The sequence below is a fragment of the Curtobacterium sp. ME12 genome, from assembly GCF_903970855.1.
GTDB lineage: Bacteria > Actinomycetota > Actinomycetes > Actinomycetales > Microbacteriaceae > Curtobacterium > Curtobacterium poinsettiae_A.
Window position 1 is genome coordinate 15,791 of sequence record NZ_CAJCKD010000029.1, and the last position, 12,289, is coordinate 28,079.

General features: G+C 72.0%; 10 protein-coding genes. 4 read left to right on the top strand and 6 right to left on the bottom strand.

What is annotated here, in order from left to right; genetic code table 11:
• Positions 1-87: 87 nt before the first annotated feature.
• Positions 88-1,011 (bottom strand): NAD-dependent epimerase/dehydratase family protein, encoded by a 924-nt coding sequence (locus tag H7A73_RS13550; RefSeq protein WP_182066442.1) that lies wholly within the window; start codon positions 1,009-1,011, stop codon positions 88-90.
• 155 nt (positions 1,012-1,166) lie between these two features.
• Here H7A73_RS13550 and H7A73_RS13555 point away from each other — a divergent pair, with 155 nt between their 5' ends.
• From H7A73_RS13555 to opgC, 4 genes are all read left to right on the top strand, one after another.
• Positions 1,167-1,925: a TetR/AcrR family transcriptional regulator gene (locus H7A73_RS13555; protein ID WP_182066443.1), complete on the top strand. Its 759-nt coding sequence runs from the start codon at positions 1,167-1,169 to the stop codon at positions 1,923-1,925.
• A 189-nt stretch (positions 1,926-2,114) separates the two neighbouring features.
• Complete coding sequence (locus tag H7A73_RS13560; RefSeq protein ID WP_259362897.1) at positions 2,115-4,187, top strand: glycosyltransferase; 2,073 nt, start codon at positions 2,115-2,117, stop codon at positions 4,185-4,187.
• Complete coding sequence (locus H7A73_RS13565) at positions 4,184-4,594, top strand: ATP-binding protein (RefSeq protein ID WP_182066444.1); 411 nt, start codon at positions 4,184-4,186, stop codon at positions 4,592-4,594. The genes H7A73_RS13560 and H7A73_RS13565 overlap by 4 nt, the downstream gene beginning before the upstream one ends.
• Positions 4,591-7,080, top strand: a complete 2,490-nt coding sequence (gene opgC / locus H7A73_RS13570; RefSeq protein ID WP_182066445.1) for an OpgC domain-containing protein — start codon at positions 4,591-4,593, stop codon at positions 7,078-7,080. The genes H7A73_RS13565 and opgC overlap by 4 nt, the downstream gene beginning before the upstream one ends.
• Before the next feature lie 65 nt (positions 7,081-7,145).
• On the opposite strand, the gene H7A73_RS13575 is transcribed toward opgC, so the two are convergent.
• The 5 genes from H7A73_RS13575 to H7A73_RS13595 all read right to left on the bottom strand — a co-directional run bounded on the left by H7A73_RS13575 (position 7,146) and on the right by H7A73_RS13595 (position 12,266).
• Positions 7,146-8,027, bottom strand: a complete 882-nt coding sequence (locus tag H7A73_RS13575) for a hypothetical protein (RefSeq protein ID WP_182066446.1) — start codon at positions 8,025-8,027, stop codon at positions 7,146-7,148.
• A 131-nt stretch (positions 8,028-8,158) separates the two neighbouring features.
• Positions 8,159-8,782, bottom strand: coding sequence for a response regulator (locus H7A73_RS13580; RefSeq protein ID WP_182066447.1), 624 nt, complete (start codon positions 8,780-8,782; stop codon positions 8,159-8,161).
• A complete protein-coding gene (locus H7A73_RS13585) occupies positions 8,779-10,152 on the bottom strand; it encodes an ATP-binding protein (protein ID WP_182066448.1) in 1,374 nt (457 codons plus the stop codon). The genes H7A73_RS13580 and H7A73_RS13585 overlap by 4 nt, the downstream gene beginning before the upstream one ends.
• 180 nt (positions 10,153-10,332) lie before the next feature.
• A complete protein-coding gene (locus H7A73_RS13590; RefSeq protein WP_182066449.1) occupies positions 10,333-11,436 on the bottom strand; it encodes a Gfo/Idh/MocA family protein in 1,104 nt (367 codons plus the stop codon).
• Positions 11,433-12,266, bottom strand: a complete 834-nt coding sequence (locus H7A73_RS13595) for a ThuA domain-containing protein (RefSeq protein ID WP_182066450.1) — start codon at positions 12,264-12,266, stop codon at positions 11,433-11,435. Before H7A73_RS13595 ends, H7A73_RS13590 begins: the two co-directional genes overlap by 4 nt.
• Between the last annotated feature and the right edge of the window lie 23 nt (positions 12,267-12,289).

Genomic DNA, 12,289 nt, shown 5'->3' on the forward strand with positions numbered 1-12,289 from the left:
CGCAACGGCGCGTCCCACCCCCTTCCGTGTGCGGCGGCGGCGGTCCAGGCGGTGTCGCGGCGATGTCGCGGCGGCGGCGGCGGCGGTTCAGGCTGCGCCGGCGGCCGTCCGGCGGCACACCTCGTCCCACGGGGTCGGTTCGATCCCGAAGTGCGCCCGGCTCTCGCGGTCGTCGACCACGTACGGCGCGGTCCACTGGTAGGTCAGGTCGGCCAGCTCGCGCATCATCGGCGACACGAGCCCGCCGACGCGGAACAGGGCCGCGGGCATCCGGTGCACCGGCACCGCGGGCTTCCCCGCCGCCGCGAGGACGTCGGTGAGGGCCCGGCGCTGCGTCCGCGGTGCGTTGCTCGGCACCGTCCACGTGCGGCCGTGGGCGCCCTGGTCCTCGGCGGCGGCGACGAGGGTCCGGGCGACGTCGAGCACGTCGGTGAAGGTGTGCGGCAGGTCCGTGCGACCGACCATCGACACCGCCCGGCCCCGCAGCGCCGCCGGCAGCACGCGCGTGACGTGCCCGTTCGCGCCGATCCCGGGGCCGAGGTAGTCCGAGGCGCGGACCTCGACGGCGCGGACACGGCCGGCGTCGTGCGCGGCGAGGGCGTCGGCCCACATGGTGGCGCGGAGCACTCCCTTGTGGTCGGTGGCGGCGTCCGGCAGTCCCTCGTGCATCGGCCCGTCGACCGGGCCGTACGGGTACAGGTTCCCGGTGATGGCGTAGGTCGCCCCGGTGCGTTCGGCCGCGGTGAGCAGTGCTGCGGCGAGCGGGGGCCAGGTGTGCTCCCACTGCGTGTAGTCGCCGGGGTTCGCGCAGTTGTAGAGGACGGCTGCTCCCTCGGTGGCGCGGGAGAGCGCGTCGGAATCGGACGCGTCGAGCGCGAGGTGCTCGACACCGGCGATGCCCGTGCTGCGACCGGAGCGGGAGACGACGGTGGCGCGGTCGCCCCGGACGGTCAACAGCTCCGCGACGTGCCGGCCGACGGGGCCGGCGCCGACGACGAGGTGGTGGGTCATGGTCTCCTGCTTCCTGGTCGATCGCGTCTTGGTCGATCGCTTCCTGGTCGATGCGAGAGCACTGCTCTCGGGGTCGAGCATGACGCTTTGGCTTCGAGAAAGCAAGAGCAGTGCTCTCCTTTGTGTGCACTGCTCTCCCGTGCCAGGATCGTCGGATGGCACCCACCGCACGAGTACTCGCACGGCAGACGGTCACCGCAGACATCCTGGCCGCGGCGCGCACCCGCCTGACCGACGAGGGTCCGGCCGCCCTCAGCCTGCGTGCCGTCGCCCGTGACGTCGGGTTGGTCTCGTCGGCCGTGTACCGGTACTTCCCGAGCCGCGACGACCTGCTGACGGCCCTGCTCATCACCGACTACGACGAGCTCGGCGCCGCGGTCGAGGCCGCCGGTGCCGCGGCCGGACCGGCTCCCGGTGCGCGCTGGGTGGCGATGTGCCGGGCGGTCCGGGACTGGTCGATCGCGCACCCGGGGGACTTCGCGCTGCTGTTCGGCTCACCCGTGCCCGGCTACGCGGCACCGCGCGAGACCGTCGTGCCCGCGACGCGGACGACGTTGGCGCTGGTGCGCGTGGTCGCGGACGCCGTCGGCTCCGGTGCGCCTGGTGCGTCGGGCTCGTCCGTCACGTCGACGCCGGAGGCGGCCGGGAGGCCCGGGTCGCCCACCGCTCCCACGGCGGCTCCCGGGGTGGCCGGTCCCGCCGTCGCGGACGCGGTCGCCACCCTGCGCTCGTTCGGCATCGCCCTGCCCGACGAGGTCCTGGTCCGCACCCTGATGGCCTGGACGACGGTGTTCGGGACCATCTCGTTCGAGCTCTTCGGCCACTTCGTCGGTTCCGTGTCCGACCCGGCCGCCTACTTCGACCAGGTCATCGTGCGCCTGGCGGATGACCTGGGGTTCGCCGCCGCGTTCTGACGCCGATGCTGTCCCCAGATCGGGTGCGCAGCCTGACAGAGTCGCCACCGGTGCGGTAGACAGGTCGTCACGCCGAGGTCGTGCCCGAGGACCAGAGCGGACGACCGGCACGGTGGCCCCTGGGCCAGCTGCCGGACGCAACCACACCCGGGCGTGCGCAGCGGCCGGGGCCCGCGCGGATCAGGAGGCATGCTTGCGACGCAGCACGTGCGGCGGCACCACGAACGGGGCGACCCGGTGACCGCGCTCGACGTCAGCCGACAGGACCGCCGCCGGCTCACCACCGGCACCGCCCGCCGACGCCTGGTGACCGTGCGCACGGTGGCGCTCCTGGCGTCCCTCGCCGGTGTCAACTACATCGTGTGGCGCTGGGCGGCCTCGGTGAACTGGCACTCGTGGTGGATCGCGGTGCCGCTGATCCTCGCCGAGACCTACAGCGTCATCGACTCCCTGCTCTTCGCCCTCGGGGCCTGGCGGCTCCGGGAGCGCGGCGAACCACCGGCGAAACCGTCCACCGACGTCACCGTGGACGTCTTCATCACCACCTACAACGAGCCGATCGACCTGGTCGAGCGCACCGCCAGGGCGGCCAAGGCGATCTCCCACCCGCACACCACCTGGATCCTCGACGACGGCAACCGCCCCGAGATGCGTGCAGCGGCCGAGGCGCTCGGCATCGGCGTCATCACGCGCGGCGCCGACTGGGTCGACCGGCCCCGGCACGCCAAGGCCGGCAACCTCAACAACGCCCTGCTCGCGACCCAGGGCGAGTTCCTGCTGATCCTCGACGCCGACCAGGTGCCGGACCCGGCGATCCTCGACCGCACGCTCGGCTACTTCAAGGACCCGAGGATGGCGCTCGTGCAGACCCCGCAGTGGTTCGAGAACGTACCGGAGTCGGATCCCCTCGGCAGCCAGGCACCGCTGTTCTACGGCCCGATCCAGCAGTCGAAGGACGGCTGGAACGCCGCGTTCTTCTGCGGGTCGAACGCGATCCTGCGTCGCGAAGCGCTCATGCAGCTCGGCATCTCGCGCTACGTGGCCGAGGTCGAGGCGTCCGTGCAGCGCACCCTCGCGACGTCCCGCAAGCTCCTCGCCCGTTCCAGGGAGACCGAGACCGACCCGCGCGTGCTCGCCGCGCTGGACGACGCCGAGCTCGTCGTCGACCAGGCTCGCGAGCAGGTGCGCGCCGGTGAACCCCTCGGGGACGTGACGTACGCGTTCCAGCGCGGGATCGACGCCATCGCGTTCCGGTTCGCCGCCGCCGACCTCGAGTCGGTGCGGAACGACCTGCAGGAACTCGCGGCGATGTCCACCGACGCGAACACCTTCGCCGGTCTCGACGACGCCGCGCTCGACGTGCTCGGCCGGCGTGAGGCCTCGCCGGTCGCCGCCATCGAGTCGATCGCCGTGCTCGCCCGTGCCCTCGACGTCAACCGCGACGACGAGGCGCAGCCGATCATGCCGCTGGCGACGATCTCGGTGACCGAGGACATGGCCACGGCGATGCGCCTGCACGGCCTCGGCTGGAAGTCGGCGTACCACGACGAGATCCTCGCGAAGGGCCTGGCCCCCGAGGACCTGCCGACGATGCTCGTGCAGCGGCTCCGTTGGGCGCAGGGCACCATGCAGGTGTTCTTCCGCGAGAACCCCCTGGTGCAGAAGGGGCTGTCGTGGGGGCAGCGGCTCATGTACTTCTCGACGATGTGGAGCTACCTGTCGGGGTTCGCCGCGATCGTCTACATCGCCGCCCCGGTGCTCTGCCTGTCGTTCGGGGTCGTCCCCGTGCAGGCCTACAGCGTCGACTTCTTCGCCCGGCTCATCCCGTTCCTGGTCCTGAACCAGCTGCTGTTCTGGGTGGTGGCCGCCGGCAGACCGACCTGGCGCGGTCAGCAGTACTCGCTCGCGCTGTTCCCCGTGTGGATCGAGTCGGTGACCAGCGCCTTCGAGAACGTCTTCCGCGGCAAGCCGCTCGGGTTCCGTGTCACCCCGAAGGTGCGGGACGAGACCGAGCAGAAGCCGCGGTGGGACCTGGTCAAGCCCCAGCTCTACGCGATGGGCGCCCTGGTCGCCGCCCTGGTCATGATCGGCATCCGTTACCTGACCGGCCAGGCCGAGGGGATCGCGCCGCTCGTGAACACCGCGTGGGTCGTCTTCGACCTGTTCATCTTCAGCATCGTGATCCGGGCCGTCCGGTACCGCGGACCGGCCACGCCAGCCCAGTCCGAACACGAGTCGAGCACCGCCGGAGGGCCACTGTGAGCACCGTCACCACGTTCGAGGTCGCGGCCGTGCCCGAGTCGCTCGACGTCGTCCAGGACCGCTTCGCCGCGTGGTGGGACGGCCTGGGCATCGACGACGTGCGGATCCGTTTCGCGCTCGAGACCGCGCTCGCCGAGGTCGCCGCGAACATCGTCGAGCACACCGTGCGCACCGACCGGCAGACCGGTCGCCGCTACACGGTGCGGCTCGAGGCGACCGACCGCGAACTGACGGCGGTCCTCACCGACAACGGACTCCCCGTCGACATCGACCTGAGCGCCGTCACCATGGCCGACGTCGAGCAGGAGAGCGGCCGGGGCCTCGCGCTCGCCATCGCTGCGCTCGACCGGTTGGAGCACCGGCACGAGCCCGGCCACAACGTCTGGACCCTTGCGTGCGAGCGGTGAAGAAGCCCGTGGCCCGCGCGGTCGCCCTCCTCGTCACGTTCGCCACACTCCTGCTCGGTGGTGCGCTGCCGGCGTCGGCTGCGTCCGTGCACCCGGCGGCCGCCGTGCAGCCGGCCGAGGGGTCGACGTGGTTCGGCCCCGACCTCGACTGGGCGAGCGACTCGCCCGAGGGGTACGCGGGGCGGCTCGGCGCGACGCCGTCGATGTACGGGGTGTCCGTCGACTACCCGCTCGACCGCACGGCGAAGCAGGAGCTCCTCCGCTCGGCGCGTGCGGCGGCGACCCAGGGTGCGGTGCTCGTGGTGAGCCTCGAACCCGATCGCGCACTCGGGTCGCTCGACACCGCGGACACCCGTGCCGTCAACACCGTGTTCGAGGACCTGCACGACCAGTACGACACCCAGGTGCTCGTGCGGTTCGCACCGCAGATGAACGGCACGTGGGTCCGCTGGGGCCAGCAGCCCACGGAGTTCGTCCGGGTGTTCCGGGCGCTCTCCACGACCGTGCACGCGGGCACGTCGGACGCGCTCATGGTCTGGTCGCCGGGGTACGGCGCCGGCTACCCGTTCGGCGAGTCCGCCGGGCGGCTGCGGAACCTGTCCCCGGTCGACGTCGCGAAGGCGGACACGAACGGCGACGGACAGCTCACCGGTGCCGACGACCCGTACGGGCCGTACTGGCCGGGGGCCGAGGCCGTCGACTGGGTCGGGCTCTCGATGTTCTCGTACGGCAAGGGCGACCCGACCGAGGCCGCCGGTCGCGCCGTGCCGCTCACCCGCAGCGGTGAGGTCGAGTCGCGGTTCGACGAGGACTGGGGCTACGACCAGCCGCAGTCGGACACGTTCTACGACCGGTTCGCGGTGGCCGACGACCGTCCGATGCTGCTCGACACCGGTGCCCTGTACAACCGTGAGCTGCAGGGCGACGCCGAGCTCCAGGTCAAGCGGAGCTGGTGGCGGCAGGTGCTCGCCGCCGTGCAGGAGCGTCCGCTGATCCGGGGCATGACCGTGCTCGAGGCGGAGCGACGCGAGCCCGAGGCCGGCAACCGCGTGGCCGACTGGCGACTCACCGCGGACCCGGCCGTCGCGGAGTCCTTCCGCGCCGACCTCGAGCGGTCCGGCGACTTCGCCTTCGGACCGGTCACCGACCGCGTGACCGTGCAGCAGGGCAACGCCGCGATCTCGCAGGAGTACGAGACCGGCGGCGACCAGATGGCGTGGATCGTCTGGCTGGCCGCCGGGTTGGCGATCGTGTTCCTGCTGAGCGGGGTGTTCGGGCGGCTCCTGCCGAGCTGGCGATACCCCGACGACGGCAAGCCCGGCCGTGACCTGCGGCTCGATCTGTTCCGCGGGTTCATCATCCTCGCCGTGGTGATCACCCACATCGAGATCGGCGGGCCGTACTCGTACCTCACGCTGCACGCCGTCGGGGCGATCACCGGCGCCGAGATGTTCGTGTTCCTGTCCGGCATGGTCCTCGGCATGACGTACCCGTTCGCCGTGAAGAAGTTCGGCGAGTGGGCGGCGGCCATCGGGGCGTGGAAGCGCGCGCGCAAGCAGTACGTCGTCACGCTCGTGGTGATCCTGGTGGTCTTCGCGCTGAGCTTCGTCCCGTTCCTGAACACCGACGCCATCACCACGTTCACCGACCGCGGGACGGGCACCGGCGGCGTCGAGGCCGAGGGCCGGGTCTACGACCTGTACCCGAACGCGATGCAGCTGCTCGCCTACCCGCCGCCCTGGTACGCGATCCGCCAGTTCCTGCTGCTCGAGATGGGGCCGTGGCCGTTCAACATCATGGGCCTGTTCGTGGTGCTGAGCCTGTTCATCCCGGTGTTCATCTGGGTGATCCGCCGCGGGTTCTGGTGGGCGCTCCTCGCCGCCAGCTGGGCGCTGTACGTGTTCCAGGCGCTCCACCCCGACTTCCGTCCGCTGAACTCGCAGTTCGAAGCGGTCTTCCCCCTGCTCACCTGGCAGGTCGTGTTCACCCACGGGCTCGTGCTCGGCTACTACCGACGGCAGATCGTCGGTGCGCTCACCGGGCGCCTCGGCAAGGTCCTGGTCGGCATCGCCGTCGGCGGGTACGCGGCGTTCCTGGTCTACGTCTGGGCGGGCGACCACTACGGGTTCACCCCGGTGCCGTTCCCGGCGGAGATGTACGAGTCGCTGTACAACACGGCGTACCAGCGGGTGGACCTGCAGTGGGGCCGCCTGGTGGACATCGCGTTCTTCGCGATCGTGTCCTACGCGATCCTCACCGTGTTCTGGAAGCCCATCGCCGCCGCCATCGGCTGGCTCTGGATCCCGCTCGGGCAGGCGAGCCTGTACGTCTTCGTCTGGCAGGTGTTCTTCGCCCTGGCGATCGCGTCGATCCCCGGAGTGCCGTGGGGCGACTTCTGGATCGGGTTCGTGGTGCACACGGCGCTGATCCTGCTGGCCTGGTACATGGTCCGCAAGAAGTTCCTGTTCTCGGTCATCCCGCGCTGATCGTGCGCACGGACGGACAGGAGGCCCGTGGCGGTGTCGCCACGGGCCTCCTGTCCGTCATGCGCTCACACGGTCCGCGTGACCGTCAGCGGCGTCGGGTCCACCGGGTCCGGCGGGACCGGGAGCGACCCGCGGATCTGGTTCTGCGCCTGGCAGTCGCTGGTGCAGTTCGTCGCACCCTGCGACAGTTCGACGGCGTCCTCGCCGAGCACCCCGCCCAGACGTCCGCCGGGCTGGACCGTCCACGTGGTGGTGGTCGTGGTCTGCGAGGTCTTCGTGGCGACCTGCGGGCTGTCCTTGCCGAGGAGCATCTGGTGGGCACCGCTGCCCGACGACACCGCGGCCGTGCCGTCGCCGAAGTTGATCTTGCCGGTGTACGGGTTCGTGAAGTAGAACAGTCCCGCCCCGAGGGTGTGGGTGAAGGTCACCGGTCCCGCGAACTCCGTCTCCATCTGGAAGACGCCGCCCTGGGCGCCGTCCTTCGCCTGGATCTTGAGCTTCCCGGCACCCGTCGAGAAGATCGCGACGAGGGTGTCGTCCTTGACCTCGAGCGACGACAGCTTCGTGCTGGCGAGCTGCGCGGCAGTGAGGGACGGGACCTTCGACGCGAACACCACGGTCGGCTTCGTCACCATCCGCTGGGTGTCGGCAGCGCCGGTCAGCGTGTAGTCGTACACGCCGAGGTCGGCGATCCGGATGTCGAAGCCGTTGTGCTTGCCCCGTACCGCGATCGTGCCGGCGACCGCGGTGTCGCGCACCTTGAGTTCCTTGCCCTGAGCGGGGTTCGCCGTGACGCCGTTCACGGTGACGGCGTAGTCGCCACCGGTCGAGGTCTTGCCGGACGCGTTCGCGGGGGAGACCCCGACGAGGGCAGCGGCGGCGACGGTGCCGAGGGCGATCGCGGCGACGATGCCGCTGCCGATCCTGCGTGAGCGCTGGGTGTGCATGGGTTCCTCCTGGTGGGCCTGTCTGGCCGGTACGACGATCGTCGCCGCCGGCCCGACTCCGCACCATCGGACCTTGGTACTAGTACCCGTCAGCAGTGCCCGTTCAGCAGTGCCGCTTCAGCAGTGCCCGTTCACCACCCGTGGTCGCGCGCCCACAGTGCCGCGCTCGTGCGGTCCGCGACGCCGATGCGCCGGAACAGCGAGCCGACGTGCACCTTCACGGTCCGCTCCGCGATGCCGAGCTCCGCGCCGATCTGCCGGTTCGACATGCCTCGGGCGATCCGGACGAGCACGTCCCGTTCACGGGGTGGGAGCTCCGGATCCCGGTCCACCGCGGCTCCGGCGGCTGCTCCGGGCAAGAGCGCCCGGGCCACCCGGGGGTCGATCGGCGTCTCGTCGCGCGCTGCGGCACGGACCGCCGCGACCACGTCGTCGGGCGCGGCGTCCTTGAGCAGGTAGCCCGTCGCGCCGGCCGCCAACGCGGCCCGCACCCGGTGGTCGTCCGAGAACGTCGTGACGACGAGGACCCGGACCGACGGCAGGAGCGCCCGCACCTGCCGGGTCGCCTCCACGCCGCCCGCACCGGGCATCGACAGGTCCATCACGACGACGTCGGGCTGGAGCGTCGGCACGAGCGACACCGCTGCTTCGCCGGTGGCTGCCTCGCCGACGACCTCGCAGTCGTCCGTCGTCCCGAGCACCGCGCGCAGCCCGCTCCGGACCAGCGCGTGGTCGTCGACCAGCAGGACCCTCAACGCAGGGCCTCCGCGTCGACGGGGACCTCGAGGTCCCAGGTGGTGCCGGCACCCGGCGCGGTCCGGAGCAGCAGGGACCCGCCGGTGTCCTCGGCGACCTCGCGCAGCAAGGTGGTGCCGAGGTGTCCGGTGCGGCCGCCCTCGACGACCACGGCGGGGTCGAAGCCCGCCCCGTCGTCGTGCACGACCACCCGGACCGAGCCGCCGGCCTGCGTCACCGTGACGTCCACCCGGGTCGCTTCGGCGTGCTTGACGACGTTCCAGACGGCCTCACGGACGAAGCGCACGACCGCGAGCAGCGCTGCGGAGGACGCTTCGACGACGTCCGGCACCCGCACGGTGGTCGCGAGCCCCGCAGCACGCGCGCGGGCACAGACGTCGTCGAGGGCGGCACCGAGTCCCTCGGGCGTCGGAGCCGCTGGCCGGATCGTCGCCATCGAGGTCCGCAGCGACGACACCGCACCCCGGAGCACCGTGGCGGCGTCGCGCGTGGCGGGATCGGCACCGAGGGACAGCGCGAGTCCGGCGACGTCCTGCACCGGTCCGTCGTGCAGTTCGGCGGCCATCCGTCGGCGTTCCGCGGCCTCGGCGTCGAGTGCGCGACCGAGCAGCCGCTCCCGCAGGCGCTGCCCGGAACGGATCCGCAGCAGCAACCCGAGCAGCAGCGGCACCAGGAGCGCGAGCACCACGGCCACCGTGCCGAACGCCAGGACGGCGAACGACCGCCGCAGGTCCGCGGCGCGCGCGAGCACCTGGTCGTACGGCTGGTACGCCTCGAACAGCAGCGCCTCGCCGGACGGCGTGTGCACCGCCTGGTACGCCTCGAGCAGCGGCCCGTGCCCGCGCTCGTAGCGGTTCTCCGGCTCGGTCAGGTCCGACACCTCGGCGTCGGAGCGGTCCGACTCCAGCGCCTCCAGGTCCTCGTCGGACAGCGGGAAGCGCTCGCCGACCAGTCGACGTTCGTCCGACCAGAGCACCGTGCCGTCGGCAGCCCAGAGCTTCATCCGGACGGCCGATCCGGCGCGCAGCTCACCGGCCACCGCGTCGTCCAGGCGCGTCCGTGCGGCAGCCCGGTCGACGGCCGGCCGCAACGGGTCGGCGACCGCGTCGAGCAGTGCGGGTTCGACCACGACGCGTGCGAGCGCCGCGGTGTCGCTGGTCGCGTCACGGACGGCGAACGACTCCGCGATGCGCTGCGCCACCAGGGTGCCGGCGGTCGCGACCGCGGCGCCGCCGACGACCGCGGCGAGCACGACGCCGACCAGGACGAGTCGCCAGGGCGTCCGGCCGGTCCGCCGGCGCGGGTCTGCCGCGACGAGCACGACCGGCTCCGCCGCCGTGTCACTGTCCGACGACCGTTGTCCGTGCACCCGGACACCGTAACCGGCGGCGTCCCAACCGGGCGCGCCGGGGCCCGGATCGCCGCAGAACGCAGGCCTGGAGGCCCGTGGCGGCGTCGCCACGGGCCTCCAGGCCTGCTCAGGGTGCGTCGTACCGCACACGGTGAGCAGGAACGGTCGGGTCGCGGTGCGCGACCGGACCGTCGCTGATCACGAAGCGGGGAGCCGCTCGCGCAGGGCGCCGCGGACCGACTCCCACCCGGCCAGGCGGTCGCGGATTGCGTCGTCCTGCTCGGCGGTCAGCGCGTCCCGGTGCGCCTGTTCGAGCACCTCGTCGATGACGACGCGGCGGCCGCTGCGGGCCGAGGTGATGGCCGCGTCGACCATGGTCAGGCTCATCACGTTGCCGTGCACCTCGCCGTCCGGCGCCTCGCCCGAGCGGACCGCCCGGACGAAGGACGCCAGCGACCCGGCGATCTCGTGCCCGACCGACGGCGCCGCTGTCGGGGACCCCGGTGTGCCGTCGAGGTCGCTCGACGGGTCGTGGTCGCCGTCCCAGAGCGCCGTACCGGCCGCTCCGGAGGCACGCCAGTCGCCGTTCCACGAGGTTTCGGCACCCGGCGCGCACCACGAACCGTCGTAGACGTAGCGGACGTCGTCCTCGAACGTGAAGACGGCTGCGGCCGCCGCATCGCCCCGGTACCAGGACCACGAGGGGTTCCACGATTCGCAGTACACCGACACCGGGTCGCGTTCGAGCACGTACCGGGCGGAGTCGAAGGCGTGGATGGCCATGTCGAGCAGCAGGACGTCGTCCATCTCCTCGCGGAAACCACCGAAGTGCGGGGCCTTCGCGAACCGGGTGCTCAGCCCACCCACGGCGCCGAGGTCGCGGACGTGCTGCCGGAACGCGACGAGCTGGTCGTTGTAGCGACGGGACTGCGACACCATGAACAGCTTGCCGGTCGCCTCGGCGGCGGCGGCGAGTGACAGCGCCTCGGCGACGGTCTGTGCGGCCGGTTTCTCGCCGAGCACGGGGAGCCCGGCTCGGAGCGCCTGCAGGGTGACCGGGTGGTGCGCGACCGGCACGGTGATGTCGAGGACGGCCTCGGCACCGGTCTCGGCGGCCAACACCGTCAGGTCCGTGCCGACCGGGATCGACGGGTCGCCGGCGAGCTCGGCCCCGGCGCGGGCGGCGTCGAGGTCGAGGTCGACGATGCCGACCAGCTCGACCTCGGGGTCGGCGGCGACGGTGGCGAGCCAGGCCCGCCCCATCCCGCCGGCGCCGACCTGCAGGACGCGGAGGGGGCTCACGCCTGCGCCCCGTCGCGCTCGGCAGCCGGCTGGCTGGCCGTCGGTTCGGCGGGCTCGGGCTCGGCGTCGTCGAACGGACCGCGGTAGTGCTGCCCGTCGAAGTACTCGCCCAGCTCGTAGCGGCGGAGCGTCGGGATCTCCCGTTCGCGCTCGGGCCGGGCCCACTCGGCGCCGTTCGCGATCACGCGGCGGACGTCCGGGTGGTGGTACACGGGGAAGTCCTGGTCACCGGGGGAGAAGTAGAAGATCTTCCCGAGGCCGCGGCGGTACGTCATGCCGCTCCGGAACACCTCGCCGCCCGTGAAGCCCGAGATGAACACCAGCTCGTCGGGCGTCGGGACGTCGAAGTACTCGCCGTACATCTCCTGCTCCGGGATGACGATCGGGTTCGGCACCCCGCGGGTGATCGGGTGCTGCGGGTTGACGGTCCAGACGAGTTCCTGGTCGTGCTCGCTGCGCCAGCGGAGGGTGCAGGTGGTGCCCATCAGCTTGCCGAAGATCTTCGACCAGTGGCCGGAGTGCAGGACGAGCAGCCCCATGCCGGAGAGCACGTGCCGGTGCACCCGGTCGACCACGGCGTCGTCGACGTCCTGGTGTGCTGCGTGCCCCCACCAGGTGAGGACGTCGGTGTTCGCGAGGACCTCGTCGGTGAGGCCGTGCTCGGGCTCCTGCATGGTGGCGGTCCGGACGACGGCCTCGGGCAGGTGCTCGCGGATGCCGTCCGCGATCGCGCCGTGCATGCCGTCGGGGTACCGCTCGGCGACGTGCTGCTCGACCTGTTCGTGGACGTTCTCGCCCCAGACGGTGATGCGGAGCGGGGTGGTGGTCATGGTGTGTGCCTTTCGGGGGTGGT

Bases quoted from the DNA above. Each gene is read 5' to 3' on its own strand.
- H7A73_RS13550 (WP_182066442.1), bottom strand. From the start codon at position 1,011: ATGACCCACCACCTCGTCGTCGGCGCCGGCCCCGTCGGCCGGCACGTC.
- H7A73_RS13560 (WP_259362897.1), top strand. From the start codon at position 2,115: ATGCTTGCGACGCAGCACGTGCGGCGGCACCACGAACGGGGCGACCCG.
- H7A73_RS13575 (WP_182066446.1), bottom strand. From the start codon at position 8,027: ATGCACACCCAGCGCTCACGCAGGATCGGCAGCGGCATCGTCGCCGCG.
- H7A73_RS13595 (WP_182066450.1), bottom strand. From the start codon at position 12,266: ATGACCACCACCCCGCTCCGCATCACCGTCTGGGGCGAGAACGTCCAC.
- H7A73_RS13555 (WP_182066443.1), top strand. From the start codon at position 1,167: ATGGCACCCACCGCACGAGTACTCGCACGGCAGACGGTCACCGCAGAC.